Below are 15,447 nucleotides of genomic sequence, written 5' to 3' on the forward strand. Positions count from 1 at the left end.
TAGCCGATTTGAGACCGACTTAGCAAAGCGAGGGCGCACTTTGGGGAGGATTCTTTTGTAGCCTTGGCTAAGTGGAGACAGCCTGCGGCATCGGGGTGGAGCGAAGCCGCTCGTACAATGCTTGGCGCAGAGAAGCCAAACGTCGCTGGAAGACCAGCGAACCAAGGGGTTCACTGGTCATGATCAAAGCATCCTCGTTGTTGTCCGAGTAGTAAGCCTTACGCAGACCTACCGTGGCGAAACCGTATTTTCGGTACAGGCTCTGGGCTGCCAGGTTGGAAACACGCACTTCTAACGTCGCCACTTCGGCTCCCCGTTCGGTGGCCTGTTCCAGCAGTTTCACCAGTGTTAACTCGCCCAGACCCCGACCTCGCCAATCGGGGTGTACAGCCAACGTGCAGATATGTGCCTCATCCACCATCTGCCAGAAGCCACCGTATGCCACCAGCGGTCCGTGGCTTACCGGTCCCCGTGCAAACCCCGGGTGTGATTTCGCCTGCACAACGGGGCGCACGACCAAATAACACGACGATGGGTTGTGCTTCAGTTCGTATTCGTAGGCTCGGGCCGGCCATGGAGCGGGGAAGACGCGGCGTTCGATCTCCATCACCTCGGGTATATCTTGCAGGCTCATTGGCCGCACTACGTAGGGCAAGTCAAGGCTTGGCGATAACATCCCTACCCTCCGGCCCATGCAGGTAAATAGGCGCCAATGTTACAAGGTCATCCCGCTCCCCTGCCTGCAGGCGCAACCAACCTAATTCAGCCAGGTAACCGGCGCGACGCAGGCTCTCCGCCGGATCTGCAATGACGGCGCGCTCTCCCAAGTTATGGCGGAGAAGTCTATCCAATGTCGAATCTATCTCGCCGCAAAAAAAGGTGCGCCTCTCTATCAAAGCGAGCAGTTGTTTAGGCGCCAGGAGGCGTATCTCGCCCGTTCTCTCCCATTTTCTGCGCTGAGTGGCGTAGTTGGCTACGGCCAGTCGCCCTCGTCCAGCCTGTATCACCGCGCAGATGGGGAGGGGTTGTCGGCGATGCGCATAGGCTATGATGTCCAGGGTCGGTACACCCACTAAGGCTATGCCCAGCGATAGCGCCAACCCCTTGGCCACACTGAGACCGATACGCAGTCCTGTGAACGACCCTGGGCCAATCGCAACCGCCACGCCTGTGAGCCTCTCCGGGGTAATGTGTTGCCTCTCGAAAGCACTGGCAATGTAGGGCATTAGTTCGACCGTGTGATGATCGGCTGAATGCCAGGAGATTTCGACACAGACCGACTGGCCGTCATAGAGGGCGACTCCCGCCGTACGCGTGGAGGTGTCCAGGGCGAGGATTAGTCCATCTGGCTCAACCACCGAACGTTTCCTCTCGGAATCGCTTGAGCAGGGTCTGGTATCGCTTTCCTCGAGCCTCGAAGGTGAGGACGCGTTTGAATTCTCCCAAATGTCGCAGGGTAATCCAAAGGCGCTTTCTGGGCATGAGGCTGGTTGCCTTCTCAGCCCATTCCACAGCGCACACCCCCTGGCCGTAGAGATATTCTTCCAGGCCCAATGTCCATACTCCTGCTTTGTCCTCCAACCGGTAAAGGTCAATGTGGTAGAAAAACAAGCCGGACTCGGGGATTCGATACTCACTCACCATGATGAAAGAAGGGCTGGCAATAGGGTCGGCTATACCCAACCCCCGCCCGATTCCTTGCACCATGCAAGTTTTGCCCGTGCCTAGTTCGCCTTCCAGGCACACCACATCACCCGGCTGAAGCAGGCGGCCAAGGCGCTCACCAAAGCGACGCGTCTGCTCAGCGCTGCCACTGAAGCATTCTAACTGGCGCTGGGTGAGGATGGGGCACATCCAACCTTAGACCTTCAGTTGTTTCTCTAAGATGGCGTAGACACGCCCACCAAGATGATGCAGCGGCTTGAGTGCTTCCTCTTTCAGCACCCAATAAGTATCGAATGCCTTTTCATCAGCCCAGGCAGCCACTATCTGACCGACAAAAAAGGAGTGGTCGCCTGTGGTTACCCTATCTACCACGTGACATTCCAGGTGGGCCAGACACTCGGCTATCCACGGTGCGTGCACCACCCGCGCCTCCACCGCCGTCAATCCAGCGGCGGCGAACTTGTTGGTGTCTGCGCCCGAAATTGTCCCACACAACTGCACCTTCTCGGCGAGGGGGCGGCCAGGGATATTCAGTGTGAATTCGCCGCTATGGGCAATAAGGTCGTGGGTGAATCGAGTGGGGTGAATGGCCGCACCAACTAGCGCGGGCCGCTGGCTGAGGGGCACAAGCCAAGCCGCCGTCATCACGTTGGCTTTTCCTTCGTGCGCAGCGGTTACCAGTGCCACCGTGCCTGGGTTGATGAGACGGTGCGCATTTGAGAGAGGGATCTCCACCTTCATTCTCGAACTCCTGCGAAGATACAAAGTCCATTCACAAATCCATTATACTCCAAATACAGCGACACGTCTATTCTGTCGAGTTACGCAGCCGGCGCACCACGCCGGCCAATCCGTCCACTAACACCTCATCACCGTCGTGCAACGCTGTGGTCGCTCCAGCGACACCGGCTACAGCCGGGAGTCCGTACTCGCGGGCCACCACAGCCCCGTGGGAAAGTTGTCCACCGCGTTCCATTACCAATCCACCGAGCAACCCGAAGATAGGCGTCCAGCCGGGGTCTGGGCTAATGGTCACTAAAATATCACCAGGAGACACCTTGTCAAATTGACCTGGCTGGAGTACAACCACTGCTCGCCCACGAGCCACTCCTGGGCTCACCGCTCGGCCTATCCATTCCTCATGCGTTGCTTCCAGACGCTCGTAAAGCGGGCGGTTGCCGCGCAAGAAGGCGGGGTATGCCCGATCGGGCGCTATCTCGTACTCGCGATTCAAGGTCTCGAAGCGGGACTTGCGCTCTGCCACTAGTGCCACGTGGGATTGCTGAATATCACCTTCCACCCATTGCCTCACCTCGTCTTTGGACAAGAAGAATATATCGTCCGGCGCTTTCAGGGCTCCCGATGCTCTCATACACTCACCCAATAGGAGAAACAAGGCGCGCATGATAGCAAGTGCCCGTTGCCAATAAAAGCGCTGGTCCTCTCGCAGGCACATATACCGGCGAACCAGGCTCAGGAGATGGTCAAACAACCACACGCGGAACCTGCCTCCGGGCAAGGATCGCAACGCATTGCGGCAGGAGCGATAGGCCGCTTCGCTTGCCCTCTGGCTTGACAATGGTTTGCCTGTCATTTGCATCTCAGTGATTAGACATAACACTTGGTGTGGTTGCTCGGCAAAGGTTGGGCGGTAGATGTCCAGGCTGAAGGAGCGATGGCCAAAGTGTTCCAGGAAAGCGGTGAAGGCAGGGTCTGAGGCAAGTGCTTCGACATTCTTTGACGAATGAGCCGCTTGCGCTGCCAGTTCCCATAGTGCTTGATCCGTTTCTACTGATTTATTAGACTGGCCTGCTGCCAATAGCGCAGTCCATGCGCGCCCTTGTTCCGTACCCACCCAGGCGGCGAGCAGCCGTTGTAATAGTGTGTACGTCAGTTCCGCGTGTATCAGGCTCCAGCGATGGAGAGAGAGCAACCGCCGATTCAGTCGTTGCACTCGTTCTACGAGCGCCCAGATAGCAGCAGTTTCGGGGAGTTCTTGTCGCATCTGCACCACTTGGGCGCGAATTGCCCTTATTTCCGCTTCGTGCTCTGCCGTGAACTCTTGCCAGACGCGATAGTTATGCCAGGGCGACCAAATCTGCGGCTCGTGAATAAAGTGGAGGAACATGGAAACGAGGAAAGAGGGGTCGAACAAGCCTCGGGGATAAGCGACGGTGCGACGCAAGGACGTGTCACCGCCAGGGAAAAAGCGATACGCATCCTCTGGCAGAAGGAAAGCGGGAAATACTTTGTAGAGCGTCCAATAGATCTGAGCATTCACATAGGGGTGCCCGCGATAGAGTTTTGTGATGGGGAAGTCTTTCGGTAGCGAGGTACCCAAATAGTGTAGTGGATCGCAGAAGGCCAGTGGCTCTAATACCTCTCGGATCACAGACCAGCCCAGCGGCGAAACTGGCGCAGGGAAACGCTCGTTCAGAAAACCTGCCGTCCACACGTAATTGTCGCCAGGGATAACGTCAGTGAAAAAATCGCCCGCTTGTGTAGTTATGGGCCTCGCCTGCAGGAAGTAGAACTCTCCTCCGGCCATAGCCCACTCTACGTCCACTGCATGTCCCCAATTCGCTTCCAGTGCCTGTACTGTCTGGGCTAGTGTGCGTACCTGGGTTGGGTCCAACACTCGTTGGGTTCGGTATTCTGCGCTTATCTCCTGCGATGAGGTTTTGTCGAAAGCATAGCGGTCGCCCTCGACTGCGCCAGCGAGAAGAGCCTCGCCCGACCCTCGCACCGCCTCGATGACTATCACTTCTTCGCCGCTCACCGGGTCCACAGAGAAGACAACGCCTGCGGCCTCGGCCGGCACCATGCGTTGCACCAACACGGCCATCGCTGGTTGGCTGCCATCCGCCCATGCCCGCCTGTATTCTATTGCCCGCGGACTCCATAGAGAGGCCCAACAGGCCTGAATGGCTTCCAGCAGGCGTCTCTCACCACGCACGTTCAGGATTGTGTCCTGTTGTCCGGCAAAAGAGGCGTAGGCCAGGTCTTCAGTTGTGGCGGAGGAACGGACAGCCACGTCAGGTTCTGGCTCATCGTCACTCGCTAGCGCGCGGTAAGCCCTCAGGATGGCGCGTTGTAGGTCTTGGCTTAGAGGTATCTTTGGGATAGCCTTTTGCAGTTGCTGGGGGTCTACCTCGTCTAGGCCAGCGCTTGCCAGGGCGTGTTGATAAGCGGCCACAGTGACTACAAAACCTTCCGGCACTGTTAACCCTGCCTGCCGGAGGGCGGCCAGACTTGCTGCTTTCCCGCCGACCAGTCTGATGTCTTCCGGATTCACTGCTGAGAGAGGAATCACGAACCGCATGGCATTCATTGTCCTTCACATCGCACTTATTGTACAATAGGGCTCTAGATCGTGACCGAATGGGGGATAGCCTTGGGCCTCTTCACTAGAATCCTTAGCCACCTCGATCGGCATATTGCTCTTGGCTTTCGAACGTGGGACTTCTCAGCCCGCAGCCTCAGCCACGAGTATGGTCGAGTCTTTCTGGCACAGGCCGTACTTCGCCATCCTCTGCATGCCATTCGCGGAGCACTCGCCTACCGCCATTTCGCTCGCGGCGACCTGGATATCGGAAATATACGCCATCTCTACACGGGAGACGAGGAGGCGTTTTTGTATTCTGTTGCCGGTGAGCCCGAAACCTTCCTGGTTGGGTTAGGCTTTTGTCTGAAGCCAATGACCGTGCCACATAGCAATCCCGGCTGTCCCTCGGGCCGCTTCAACCACGATTGCGAGTACCTGTCCAGCCTCGAGATTAGTGAGAGCACCCCTAGCCCTCGACACCCTGCTTGCCAGGGGTGTCTCATTGGCGAAGTGGGGGTGGCGGCTCTGCAGGCAGGGGTCAATATGCATGTCCTCACCTCAGCAGCAGAAATCGCGCACGATATTTTGTTCCCTTCTTTGGAACGACGCCGCTTCCGCCATGTATTCTTTGCCATCTGCCCGTACTCGGTCGAACCCATGAGTCTGGCACTGAGCATCTGTGGGTTGGATGGTTACATCGCGCGCTACAGCGCAGGAAACTGTGTGGACTTCGAGATGTGGATTCGAGCCGACCGTGGGATAAAGAAGGAACGGACACTACTGGATCCCCCGACTTACGCCAAATTGCTTGATACCCTTGCTGAGATCTCGCGTCTCCGAAGTAAGCCAGCCCGATGCTTCCGGCGCGAAGGTAATATCTACATTCCGTACACGTAATATTCTACTACCGACCAGCCTGAGGTAATAAACGGAATGGGGCCGCCTTTATAAGGTATGGTAATGGTCCCTAATGCCGTGCTCGATCTCTTTGGCTGTTTCAGTGCTCTCCAAGTTACACCTTTGCCAAGACTGGACGACCATGATAAAATAGAAGATAGAACGGTTGAAGAGGCGGTGAAAAGCATTCCTCGCCTTCGAAGTCACAGCGATGAGGAGTTCCGCAATCCAGAGAGAAGAACGTATGTCAGACAAAGTCGTCTGTTTGGATCAATCCTACGCTGCGCTAAATGAGACAGAGAAGCAGCTTCTCCATCGGGTACGCGAGGCATTGCCGATTTTGGCGGACTTGAGCCGCTCGGACCTGCTTCTATATTCTGCATTGAATCCAGATACTTTGCTCATCCTTGATCAAGTGCAGCCCCATTCCATTCCCTCCATCTACTCCCATCGCAATGTGGGTCAAACTGTACCGGCAATTGCAGTGCCCAGCATAACCCGTGCTCTTTGTAATGCAGTGCCTCGCTCTCCCTGGCAACCAGGGCTCGTGAATGGCGTTTCGATGATGCGCCAAATACTGACCGTTCGCAATAATACCGGGCGGGCCCTTGCAGCTCTTAGTATCGAGACCACTCTACTGGCTTACGAGCGCCATCGCCGTCGTAATCGCGCTTTTCAGCAGGCCTTGCGGCTGCTTCAAGACATGGTTGTGCGCGGCGAACTCAGAGGCGCAGCCAGCCTATCGCCTTTTGGTGAACACGACGGCATCCTGTTCGTAGATGCACAACGGCGCATACAATACATCAGCGGTATCGCCACCAATATCTATCGCCGGTTGGGATTCCCGTGGGAATTGTTGCACACGAGGATCTATCGCCTGGATACCGTTGATGCGGCTTTATTCGCGGAGGCGATCAATCGTCAAGCCTGTATTGAGAGAGAAGTCGAAGAGCATGGTCGGGTCCTCATCCGTAAGGCCATCCCAATTTTCTCTCCCGATCAAGGTCCCCTTCGGAATCGGCTGCGACGGTTTCTCTCCAGTCCATCTGCAGAGACCATAGCGGGCGTTCTCATCACTGTCCACGATGCTACCGAAGCGCGACGCAAAGAGCATGAATTGAAGGTCAAGACAGCGATGATTCAGGAGATCCACCACCGGGTGAAAAACAATCTCCAAACGATCGCTTCGCTCCTGCGGATGCAATCCCGCCGATTGCTGTTGCCAGAAGCGAGGGACGCCATCGAGGAAGGTGTGAACCGGATCCTGAGTGTGGCTGTGGTACATGAGTTTCTATCGCAGCGAGAGGCCAGCGCAATTAGCGTGCGCGAGATCGTTCAGCGCATCATCAACCAGATGGAGGCAGGCACACTGGATCCAGCCAAAGACATTCGCTTTGTTTTGACGGGGATTGACGTACTCCTGCCAGCCCAACAGGCGACAGCCTGTGCACTTATTGTGAATGAATTACTACAAAACGCAGCCGAACACGGGTATCGGAACCGTAGTGGCGGTGTTGTAACAATCAATATTGAAGACGATGGTGAGTTCGTAACTATAGCCGTCCAGGACGATGGCGGGGGATTACCGGAAGAATTCGACCTGGAACACAGCACTACTCTCGGTCTTCACATCGTGCAAAGTTTGGTGCACGAGGACCTCAGAGGCACTTTCTGTCTAACCCGAGAAGGTGGGACGAAAGCAACGATGACTTTCCCCAAAACACCTTTAGGAGGAGCGAAGAGTTGGAGCGACGGAGAATAGTGATTGCCGATGATGAATCTATCATCCGCATGGACTTGCGGGAAATGCTCACCTCGATGGGCTATCTCGTTGTGGGCGAGGCAGTGGATGGCCAAAGCGCCGTCAATTTGGCCCGTGAATTGCGCCCGGACATCGTCATTATGGATATAAAGATGCCCGACCTAGACGGCATCGAAGCAGCGCGTATCCTGACGCAAGAGCGAATAGCGCCTGTTTTGTTGCTCACTGCCTACAGCCAGCGGGAATTGGTGGAACGGGCCAAGGAAGCAGGCGTGGCCGGATACCTGGTCAAACCGTTTCGTGAAAACGAACTGGGGCCGGCTATCGAGGTGACATTGGCCCGGTTTGATGAATTTCGTGCTTTAGAAAGAGAGGTTGCGGATCTCAAGGAGGCCCTGGAGACACGCAAGGTGGTAGAGCGGGCTAAAGGTATTTTGATGGACACACAGGGCCTTACGGAACAGGAGGCATTCCGCCGCATTCAGAAAATGAGCATGAACACGCGTCGGCCGATGAAGGAGATCGCCGAGGCCATCATCCTGGCCCGCAAGGTAGAGAGCGAAGAACCCTCAAACACGACCTTGCCGCGAGAGAAACCATCGCGCTCGTGATAACGTTACCATCAACTTGGTTTTCCGAAGGGATACAACACCTAAAACAAAGGCCAGGTTGGATGGGGGCGAAAACGCAATAAGAGGGATCCTTTCGACAAAAGGAGCTGGAGACATAGCCGGTTCCTCTTTGATTCCCTGTTGTGGCTTCTTATCGCGTCTTCGTCACTTTACGTAAACCGCGCGGGTGATCGGGGTCGAAGCCCTTCGCCGATGTCAGATGTAGGGCAAAAAGTTGTCCGGGCACAATGCAGGTAATGGGAGAGAGCCACTCTGGCACGCTCACCGGCAAAGCAAATGGCGTTGTTGCCAGATCCAGGCATTCTTCGCCGTCAGAGATGTTAATCAACTCAGCCCCCTGTTGGTGAAGTTGCCGAGCAAACTGCAAAACATCGTCATACAAACGACCACGAGGCGCTACGATAAAGACAGGGAAACCGTGCTCGACAATGGCGATGGGACCGTGCATAAAGTCAGCCGGGGAATACGGCTCGGCCATCACGTAAGTCAATTCCTTAATCTTTAGGGCGATCTCATACGCAGTGGCGTAATTATACCCTCGCCCGATGACCACGCAGGCGTTCATGTAGCGGTAACGTTGAGCGTGGCTGGCAATCGTCTCCTCGAGGGTCAGCGTCTTCTCAACTGCTGCGGGCAGGCTCTCGAGTTCCTTGACGCGCTCCCGATCCCCCGCCAGCATCGAAGCGAAAAGCGCCAATGCTGTCAGTTGGGCAGTGTAGGTCTTGGTGGCAGCGATGCTGTGCTCTTCCCCGGCGCGGCAAAGGATGGTATAGTCCGCCACTTGGGTGATGGGTGAACCGGCGATGTTGGTCAACGCCAGTGAAGGCACTCCCTGGCGTCGAGCCTCGGCTAACACCGCAACGATATCGGGCGACTCACCCGATTGTGAAATCCCCATCACCAGTGCCCTTTCCATGCGGGGCGGCCGCTCATAGATGGTATAAAGTGAAGGGGCAGCCAGAGCCACTGGTAAGCTGTTCACAATAGCGAAGAGATATTTGCCGTAAGTGGCCGCGTTGTCGGAAGTCCCGCGGGCGGCGATGATGATGTACTGTATCCCGCGATTGCGCACCTCTGTAGCCACTCTCGCGACATTCTCGCTTTCCTCGGCAATGAATCTTGCCAAAACACCAGGCTGTTCGTGGATTTCATCTTGGAGATGTGACATCTATTCTCCTCTACTCGAGGAGCGGTCGCAGGTACGCGCCGTCCAGCCAATTGCCCATAGCGGCGACGGTATCGAACAGGTAATCTGGCTTGCAGGCTATAACTTCATCGCGGAAGCGCGAATGCCACAGCGCCCCAGCAGTGCGCACCCCGGCTGCATGACCTGCCTCTATGTCCGCTGGCATGTCGCCCACATAGGCGGCTCGCTTGGCTTCTACACCTAGTTCCCGTAGCGCCAACCAGATGCCCTGGGGATGAGGCTTGTTGAACTCTATGTCATCGCCAGTGATGACCACGGGAAAATATTTCTCCAATCCAGTAGCACGGATGGTGAACCAAGCACTGCGATGATTTTTGCCCGTGAAAAGTGCAAGCCGGTAGCCGTGGTGCAGTGCTTGGTCTAACAGACGGACTATCCCTTCATACACGCTGACGTACTGAGCGTGATGGCGTTCATAATAGTCATAGTAAGCATGCTCGGCGACCGAATACCGTACGGGCCCTACAGCCGTGTGAAGGATGTCTTGTTCAGTGGGGCCGAACATAGTGACTACCTCTGCCTCACTGTGGCGACGCCCTGTTGCAACTTCACACGCGTGCTGGAGACTGGCAATGATCAGTGGAAAGGTATCCACCAGCGTACCATCGAGGTCGAAGATGAGGGCGTCCAAAGTTCGTGAAGCGGACTTATTGCCCTCATTCAGTCGTGGTGGAAGTGCCTTTCGAGCACTCACTTTCCAACTCCTTCAGACGCTGTTCCACTTCAGGCCACAGGCGAATGATATCGACGAAACCATCGTAACGAAAATAGGGTATTCCTTCTCTTTCGCAGTACTTCGCTAGTATTTCCTTGCCTAGAACCGCGTCTGCCACGTCCGCGACGTACCGGTCATTGCGTCCATCGCCGATGAAAACGACGGCATACCCTCGCGCCTTGAAATCGAGGACGATGTCGCGCTTGCAGGTCGCGCACAGTCCACCACAGGTCTGGCAATTGGGGTTCGCATAGGGGAAATCAAAGATATAGCGGCCGTTCTCATAGCGCACATCCCCTGCGATGATGTCCAGGCCTTGGAGACCACTTTTGCGTAGAAGAATCTCAATGTACCAGCGAAGGCCCTCGCTGACGATGCAGAACTTGTAGCCTTTCTTCTTGAGCAGTGTGAGAAACTCTGGGAATGCTGGATCTAGGGACAAGGTGGCCACGAATGACCCAATTTCCTCTGGCCTGGCTTTGATCGTGGCAAAGGACCCCTCGTACTCCTGCTGCGTCGAGATCTCGCCGCGCAGCCACTGTTCGGTGTATTTTCTCTGCCCAGGGCCGCCAAATCGTTGGTAGATGGATTCAGTAACGTCTACAGTTGCGAGCGTACCATCGAAATCACTGAGGACAATAACTTTCAATTGCCTAGACTCCGCCCTCCCTTTGATAAACGAACTCCCCTCTCACCATCGTCCACACCGTCTCACCTGCCGCATCCAACACGGCGAGGTCGGCTTGCTTGCCCACGGCAATGCTGCCCAGCCGATCTGCCAAACCCAGCACTCGCGCTGGGTTCAGAGAGGCCATCTTTACCGCCTCACCGAAGGGCACATTCAGCCACGCTGCGACGTTGCACACTGCCTGGTTCATCGTTAGGACGCTGCCAGCAATGGTGCCATCGGAGAGCGTAGCCTTGCCCTGCCGAACCCGAACGGTCTGGCCGAACAGTGAATATTCGCCGTCGCCCAACCCCGCGGCGGCCATGGCATCTGTGACCAATATCACGCGGTCGGTGCCCAGGCAGCGCAGAAGCAGTTGCATCGCGCCGGGGTGGACGTGCACGCCATCGGGAATAAGTTCCGCTGTTACTCGCTCAGAGGTAAGTACCGCTCCCACGGTGCCGGGGTCGCGGTGCTGGAAGCCGCGCATCGCGTTGAAAGCATGCGTTACATGAGTGAAATCGCCTTGCAACGCCGCCTGCGCTACCTCAAAGGAGGCATTGGTATGGCCTAGTGCCACCACAACCCCTGCTGCGTGTAGCCGTTGTGCGACCAGGTCGCTACCTGTCAGATCGGGGGCAATCGTGATCACCTTAAGTTGTCCGTGACATGCGGCTAAGTACTCTTCGGCTTCCTCGACGTCTGGAGGGCGCAGCCAATCGGGAGAGAAAGCGCCTTTGCGCTGGGGGTTGAGGAAGGGCCCTTCCATGTGCACCCCTAGGACTCGCGCGCCGGACGTGCCGCGCACTGCTGCTGCGCCTACGATGTCGCCAAGGGCAGCCAATTCTTCATGGGTGGGCGCGGCGATGGACAGGAGAAACCCCGTGGTTGCTCCACGAGGCAACCAGCGGGCATAACTTTCTAGTTCGGTGAGAAATGTATCGCGGCGGGCAAAACAGTAACCACCACCGCCGTTGACATGGATGTCAATCAACCCGGGTATCAGGCGTTCACCTTCCGCCAGGCGAATGATCTCTGCCCCGAAGGGGACAGTTATATCCACTGCCAGGCCCACCGCACGGATGTGTCCCTCAGCCACGATCACCGCGCCATCGAGGAGATGCTCGGTGGCAGTATAGATTTCACCGCGAATATACTTCACAGTCAACCCCCTCACTTGGAACCTAAGCCCTTCTTAGTGTGAGCAACGTATCTATACCGGCCCTTACCCGTTTCGCTTTGGTCTTCACTAATTGCCAACCCTCTGGTATATTGCTCACCACGACCGGCGAAGCCAACGCATGACCGCGTTCTTTGATCAACCCAATGTCGAAGCGCAGCAGTTGTTGGCCTGCCTTAACTGGGGTGCCCGCCTCGACCAGTTTCGTAAACCCCTCACCTCTCAGCCGAACCGTCTCCAGACCAGCGTGCACAATGATTTCCGTGCCCTCTGGTCCAGTCATGGCGAGGGCGTGGCCCCCGCCTACGATGACTGCTACCACCCCATCGATGGGCGCGACGGCCACGCCCTCCGTTGGTACAACCGCCAAGCCATCTCCAACCATCTTTTGTGAAAAAACTGGATCAGGCACCTCTTCGATAGGTATCACTTGACCAGTGAATGGCGATAACAGGCGATATTTCGTGCTCTCATCCCTCTTTCATGATCTTGCTGATCTCAGTGGCGATGATTTCTGCATAGGTGCCCACTACTACTTGAATGCCGGTGCCCATCTTGAGAATGCCACCTATGGCGCCTGCCGCTTTCAATTTGCGCTCATCCACCAGTGAGGGGTCTTTAACCGTCGCACGAATTCGAGTGATGCAACCATCGATGTAAGTAATATTGTCTTTGCCCCCTAAGGCTTCGAGGATCTTCAGTGCTTTCTCTCGCATGTCTGTTTCATCCTTCCTACGCACAGTGAAGGGGGTGGTCGGGCTCGTCAGGCCAGACTGACCCCCCTCACCCGTTATCAAGACCTAAGCGATGTGCTGGCTGTGGTTTGAACAGCCCGAGGCATCACTGGATCAGGGTTTACACCTCACCCGCTTCTACCTTCTCGCGGCCGGGGGTAGGCAGGTCCATTCTCTCGATGATGTTGACGAACAGGAAGTAATAGACCACGCCGAACACCAGGCCCACGGGGATGACGAGAATGGGATTGACCGAGATGCCCCAGTTCAGAAGGTAGTCAATGACGCCCGCGGAGAAAGTGAAGCCGCAATGGATGTTGAGCAGGTTGCAAATGGCCAGCGATAGGCCGGAGAGAGTAGCGTGCAGAACGTAGAGCACGGGCGCTACGAACATGAAGGAGAATTCGACTGGTTCCGTGATGCCGGTGACAAAACTGGTGAGAGCTGCGCTCCATAGAACACCAGCGGCTACCTTGCGGCCCTCGCCCTTGGCGGTTTTCCACATAGCCAGGCAGGCGGCCGGTAAGGCGAACATCATGATCGGGAACCAGCCGGTCATGAACAGGCCCGCGCTTCTATCTCCGGCGAAGAAGCGGTTGAGGTCGCCGAAGATCTCCTTGCCGCTGGCATCATAGAATGGTGTGGGCCCGGGTAACTGGAACCAGATCAGGCTATTGCCGACGTGGTGCAGACCGAATGGGATCAGCAGGCGATTCTGCAAACCGAAGACAAAACCACCGGCAATAGGCTGTCCATTTGACCAGCGGCCGATGACGGCGATGACGTTCTGAATTGGCGGCCAGATCACGCCGAAGACCAGGCCTAGGACCACGGCGGCAAAGGCAGTGATGATAGGAACGAAGCGCCTGCCACCGAAGAAGGCCAGGAACTCCGGCAGCACTTGGGTGTGGTAGCGGTTATAAAGGAAAGCACCCAGCAAACCCATGATGATGCCGGCGAGCACACCCATATTAATAGTAGGGTTGATGTCGGTGGCCACCTTGGTCATCACCCAGTAGCCGACTGCGCCGGCCAAACCTGCCACACCAGCGCCCTCGGAAAAGCCGATGGCCACGCCGATGGCGAATAGCAATGGCAGGTTGCCAAATATGGCCCCACCCGCATCCGCCAGCCAGGGAATGTTCAGAAGGTCCGGCTGACCGAAGCGGAGCAGGATACCGGCTGCGGGGAGCACAGCGATGGGAAGCATCAAAGAGCGACCAATTTTCTGAAGAGTAGCAAACATTTTTCCCCTCCTTTAGGAGAAATCTTTCGAGATAAATAGGTCCTTTGAATGATATTACGTATTAACGACGCGCATCACCTCCTTCAAGCTTGGTTTCACATCATTCCTGGCTTGAGATATCTTACGCGCCTATTCGGCGCTGTAGTCTGCCGAAGACAGAGCGGACAGACGCCAGGCCGAGTTCACCCAGAAACTCATCCCGGGGGTTCTCGATCTTCATGATAAAAGGCAGGTTGTCAAGAAGTTCACGAGTGCTGAGCGAGGTTCCTTTGAGCCGTACCACCCGGCCGAAGCCACGATAGCGTGAGACATGCGCACTATTGCCGAGCAGGACGAGAGCACTCGTGTCGGTTTGGCCGATTAGTTCCTCATCCACTCTACCGATCACCAAGGTAGTCTCGCGAGCGCCCTTAAGGGCAACGTTGCTTTGTTCGAGGATATAGAACAGTTCGCGCAAGGCGCCGGCCGTACCCGTGGGGTAGTAAGGTTCGCCTTTTACAACCCGCACGTGAGGTGGAAGTTTCACATTGCCGAGATCCACATCAGGCCGATCAATGATCGCCCCTGCCTCCATCAGTTCCGTTAGGGAAAGATCGCCAATGATTTCAATTGAGGCTGGGTCTATGGATCCGTAGCCTCGCTCAGCGGCCAAACGCAGGTACTCTACCTCGCCGGGGTTCAAGCCAAACGCCTGGGCACACACTACATCCACAGCGAGCGGATCGGTGCCGATAATCAGCGCGCCTACGGGCCGCGGCCGACAGGTGAGGGAACTGCCGCCTTCACCGACGTGGATGGCGTCCACAATGATCAGGTCGGGATGGGGTAGTTCGAGCAAGTCCACCAATTTATCGGCTAGTTTGTAGTGTTGGAAGCCCATTTCTTCACTTTGTAACAGGCCCAGATTGAGTTTGACGGCGGCAGTGAAGCCGGTATAAACACTGGTTTTAAGTTTCGGCAGTGCGACACGGAAATCAGCGGTGACAAATTCACGGGGCAGCCTAATCTCTGTATGGATAACGCCTCGTGAGAAGGAGATGGGTTGGGTAACTGCTTCGTCAATTGGTAGCAGGCGGAAACCCTCTTTCTTCGCCAGTTCTGTGTAGCCCGCTTTGCTGAACGACAAATTGGTAGGAAAACCGATGAGGCCGTGTTCACCGAGGATGATCTCATTATCATGGAGGAGGCGGGCGACGGCACGCAGCACTTCGGGGTGGGTGTAGGCAGAGGGAGCGTATTTGGGATGAGCCCAAACACAGTTCGGCTTGAGAAACACTCGTTGCCTTTGTGGCCAGGTAATTCCAAGCGCCTTCGCTGCAGTGCGGACGCATTCTTGGATTATCTCCGCTTTGTAATCCGGGCAACGAGCCAAATAAACGGTGCTCATTGGTCCCCTTCCGCTCAGCCTGTGAAACAA

General features: G+C 56.1%; 16 protein-coding genes. 3 read left to right on the plus strand and 13 right to left on the minus strand.

The genetic code is table 11. The features are described from left to right. Nucleotides 1-67: 67 nt before the first annotated feature. The 5 genes from rimI to H5T64_00775 form a co-directional block, all read right to left on the minus strand. Nucleotides 68-676 (minus strand): ribosomal protein S18-alanine N-acetyltransferase, encoded by a 609-nt coding sequence (rimI, locus tag H5T64_00755; GenBank protein MBC7262870.1) that lies wholly within the window; start codon nt 674-676, stop codon nt 68-70. Beyond that, complete coding sequence (tsaB, locus tag H5T64_00760; protein ID MBC7262871.1) at nt 657-1,358, minus strand: tRNA (adenosine(37)-N6)-threonylcarbamoyltransferase complex dimerization subunit type 1 TsaB; 702 nt, start codon at nt 1,356-1,358, stop codon at nt 657-659. The genes rimI and tsaB overlap by 20 nt, the downstream gene beginning before the upstream one ends. Continuing rightward, nucleotides 1,351-1,854 (minus strand): tRNA (adenosine(37)-N6)-threonylcarbamoyltransferase complex ATPase subunit type 1 TsaE, encoded by a 504-nt coding sequence (tsaE, locus tag H5T64_00765; protein MBC7262872.1) that lies wholly within the window; start codon nt 1,852-1,854, stop codon nt 1,351-1,353. Before tsaE ends, tsaB begins: the two co-directional genes overlap by 8 nt. A gap of 6 nt (nt 1,855-1,860) precedes the next feature. Further along, nucleotides 1,861-2,406 (minus strand): flavin reductase family protein, encoded by a 546-nt coding sequence (locus tag H5T64_00770; GenBank protein MBC7262873.1) that lies wholly within the window; start codon nt 2,404-2,406, stop codon nt 1,861-1,863. Nucleotides 2,407-2,473: 67 nt separating this feature from the next. Further along, nucleotides 2,474-4,987, minus strand: coding sequence for a hypothetical protein (locus H5T64_00775; GenBank protein ID MBC7262874.1), 2,514 nt, complete (start codon nt 4,985-4,987; stop codon nt 2,474-2,476). Nucleotides 4,988-5,038: 51 nt separating this feature from the next. Here H5T64_00775 and H5T64_00780 point away from each other — a divergent pair, with 51 nt between their 5' ends. The 3 genes from H5T64_00780 (at nt 5,039) to H5T64_00790 (ending at nt 8,260) form a co-directional block, all read left to right on the plus strand. Further along, a complete protein-coding gene (locus tag H5T64_00780) occupies nt 5,039-5,887 on the plus strand; it encodes a hypothetical protein (GenBank protein ID MBC7262875.1) in 849 nt (282 codons plus the stop codon). Nucleotides 5,888-6,131: 244 nt separating this feature from the next. Continuing rightward, nucleotides 6,132-7,649: a histidine kinase N-terminal domain-containing protein gene (locus H5T64_00785; protein MBC7262876.1), complete on the plus strand. Its 1,518-nt coding sequence runs from the start codon at nt 6,132-6,134 to the stop codon at nt 7,647-7,649. Further along, on the plus strand, nt 7,631-8,260 hold the full coding sequence (locus H5T64_00790; protein ID MBC7262877.1) for a response regulator: 630 nt from the start codon (nt 7,631-7,633) through the stop codon (nt 8,258-8,260). Before H5T64_00785 ends, H5T64_00790 begins: the two co-directional genes overlap by 19 nt. Nucleotides 8,261-8,411: 151 nt before the next feature. Here the strand turns inward: H5T64_00790 and H5T64_00795 are convergent, their stop codons facing one another. From H5T64_00795 to H5T64_00830, 8 genes are all read right to left on the minus strand, one after another. Continuing rightward, nucleotides 8,412-9,449, minus strand: coding sequence for an SIS domain-containing protein (locus tag H5T64_00795; GenBank protein MBC7262878.1), 1,038 nt, complete (start codon nt 9,447-9,449; stop codon nt 8,412-8,414). Nucleotides 9,450-9,459: 10 nt separating this feature from the next. After that, nucleotides 9,460-10,182: an HAD family hydrolase gene (locus H5T64_00800; GenBank protein ID MBC7262879.1), complete on the minus strand. Its 723-nt coding sequence runs from the start codon at nt 10,180-10,182 to the stop codon at nt 9,460-9,462. Next, nucleotides 10,145-10,852 carry an HAD-IB family phosphatase gene (locus tag H5T64_00805; protein ID MBC7262880.1) on the minus strand — a complete coding sequence of 236 codons (708 nt, stop codon included), beginning with the start codon at nt 10,850-10,852 and terminating at the stop codon, nt 10,145-10,147. The genes H5T64_00800 and H5T64_00805 overlap by 38 nt, the downstream gene beginning before the upstream one ends. 4 nt (nt 10,853-10,856) lie before the next feature. Continuing rightward, nucleotides 10,857-12,032, minus strand: coding sequence for an N-acetylglucosamine-6-phosphate deacetylase (gene nagA, locus H5T64_00810; GenBank protein MBC7262881.1), 1,176 nt, complete (start codon nt 12,030-12,032; stop codon nt 10,857-10,859). A 22-nt stretch (nt 12,033-12,054) separates the two neighbouring features. After that, nucleotides 12,055-12,480 carry a PTS glucose transporter subunit IIA gene (locus H5T64_00815; protein ID MBC7262882.1) on the minus strand — a complete coding sequence of 142 codons (426 nt, stop codon included), beginning with the start codon at nt 12,478-12,480 and terminating at the stop codon, nt 12,055-12,057. Between the two features lie 40 nt (nt 12,481-12,520). Continuing rightward, nucleotides 12,521-12,766, minus strand: coding sequence for a PTS glucose/sucrose transporter subunit IIB (locus H5T64_00820; protein ID MBC7262883.1), 246 nt, complete (start codon nt 12,764-12,766; stop codon nt 12,521-12,523). Nucleotides 12,767-12,905: 139 nt separating this feature from the next. Continuing rightward, nucleotides 12,906-14,030, minus strand: a complete 1,125-nt coding sequence (locus H5T64_00825) for a PTS transporter subunit EIIC (protein ID MBC7262884.1) — start codon at nt 14,028-14,030, stop codon at nt 12,906-12,908. Between the two features lie 121 nt (nt 14,031-14,151). Continuing rightward, nucleotides 14,152-15,417: a DUF362 domain-containing protein gene (locus H5T64_00830; GenBank protein MBC7262885.1), complete on the minus strand. Its 1,266-nt coding sequence runs from the start codon at nt 15,415-15,417 to the stop codon at nt 14,152-14,154. Nucleotides 15,418-15,447 lie beyond the last annotated feature (30 nt).

The sequence above is a fragment of the Chloroflexota bacterium genome (assembly GCA_014360825.1).
Lineage (GTDB): Bacteria > Chloroflexota > Anaerolineae > UBA2200 > JACIWT01 > JACIWT01.

Excerpts from the sequence above, each read along its gene's own strand:
- rimI (MBC7262870.1), bottom strand. The coding sequence starts at position 676 with ATGTTATCGCCAAGCCTTGACTTGCCCTACGTAGTGCGGCCAATGAGC.
- tsaE (MBC7262872.1), bottom strand. The coding sequence starts at position 1,854 with ATGTGCCCCATCCTCACCCAGCGCCAGTTAGAATGCTTCAGTGGCAGC.
- H5T64_00770 (MBC7262873.1), bottom strand. The coding sequence starts at position 2,406 with ATGAAGGTGGAGATCCCTCTCTCAAATGCGCACCGTCTCATCAACCCA.
- H5T64_00775 (MBC7262874.1), bottom strand. The coding sequence starts at position 4,987 with ATGCGGTTCGTGATTCCTCTCTCAGCAGTGAATCCGGAAGACATCAGA.
- H5T64_00785 (MBC7262876.1), top strand. The coding sequence starts at position 6,132 with ATGTCAGACAAAGTCGTCTGTTTGGATCAATCCTACGCTGCGCTAAAT.
- H5T64_00795 (MBC7262878.1), bottom strand. The coding sequence starts at position 9,449 with ATGTCACATCTCCAAGATGAAATCCACGAACAGCCTGGTGTTTTGGCA.
- H5T64_00820 (MBC7262883.1), bottom strand. The coding sequence starts at position 12,766 with ATGCGAGAGAAAGCACTGAAGATCCTCGAAGCCTTAGGGGGCAAAGAC.
- H5T64_00825 (MBC7262884.1), bottom strand. The coding sequence starts at position 14,030 with ATGTTTGCTACTCTTCAGAAAATTGGTCGCTCTTTGATGCTTCCCATC.
- H5T64_00830 (MBC7262885.1), bottom strand. The coding sequence starts at position 15,417 with ATGAGCACCGTTTATTTGGCTCGTTGCCCGGATTACAAAGCGGAGATA.